This is a genomic window from Streptomyces sp. NPDC005483, assembly GCF_040606035.1.
GTDB lineage: Bacteria > Actinomycetota > Actinomycetes > Streptomycetales > Streptomycetaceae > Streptomyces.
In genome coordinates, this window is the sequence record NZ_JBEXEA010000130.1 from 1 (window position 1) to 1,115 (window position 1,115).

General features: G+C 68.2%; 1 protein-coding gene. It reads left to right on the top strand.

The genetic code is table 11. The features are described from left to right. Positions 1 to 1,093, top strand: a 1,093-nt coding sequence (locus ABZT06_RS50615) for an IS110 family transposase (RefSeq protein WP_355756737.1), incomplete at its 5' end; no start/stop codon positions are given. Positions 1,094 to 1,115: the final 22 nt, after the last annotated feature.

Below are 1,115 nucleotides of genomic sequence, written 5' to 3' on the forward strand. Positions count from 1 at the left end.
GAACAACCGCATGACCATGCTCGCAGAACACGTCGACGGCGTCATCGGCGTCGACACCCACCGCGACACGCTCGCCGCAGCCGCCGTCAGCCCCATCGGCGCTGTCCTGGCCAGCACCGATTCCCCGGCCAACGCCCGTGGTTACCGGCGTCTGCTGGACTTCGCCCGCCAGCAGGTTCCCGGCCGCCGCTGTTGGGCCCTGGAAGGCATCGGCAGCTATGGCGCCGGACTCGCGGCCTTCCTGGGGCAGGCCGGCGAGCAGGTCGTCGAGGTCTGCCGCCCGAAACGAGCGGCCAACCGCGGTGGCCGCAAGACCGACATGCTCGACGCGATCCGGGCCGCCAAGGAGGCCCTGGCCACCGAGCATCTGATCCAGCCCCGCCTCCGCGGCGAACGCGAGGCACTGCGGGTGCTGCTTGCCACTCGTCACGGCGCGGTCCTCGCCTCCACCGCCGCGATCAACCAGCTCAAGGCCCTGATCGTCTCCGCGCCGGACGAGCTCCGCGCCGAACTGCGCAAGCTCAAGCGCCCCGCCCAGATCACCCACTGCGCTCACCTCCGCGACCGCCCGGCGCAGAACATTGAGCACCGGATGACGGCGCGGGCAATGCGGTCCACGGCGCAACGCATCCAGGCACTGCAGGCCGAGGCCAAGGAACTCGAGAACGAGATCCTCGCCCTGGTCCGCCAACAGGCCCCCGAACTCCTCGACTTGCTCGGAGTCGGACCGATCACCTCCGCACAGATCTTGGTCAGCTGGTCTCACCAGGGACGATTCCGCTCGGAAGCCGCCTTCGCCTCCTTCGCCGGCGTCTCACCGATCCCTGCCTCCTCCGGGCTGACCAACCGACATCGACTCAACCGCAGCGGCGACCGGCAGCTCAACCGGGCCATGCACACCATCACCCTCATCCGGATGCGACTCGATCCCTCCACGAAGACGTACGTCGCACGCAAGATCGCAGAAGGGAAGACGGCCCGTGACGCGCAGCGATGCCTCAAGAGGGTGGTCTGCCGCCAGATCTTCAAGATCCTCGAACGTGCCGAGGGAAGCCAACTCGTCGATGCCGAAGAACTCGCTCAAGCGGCTTGACACGACATAGCAGCCTCGGGGG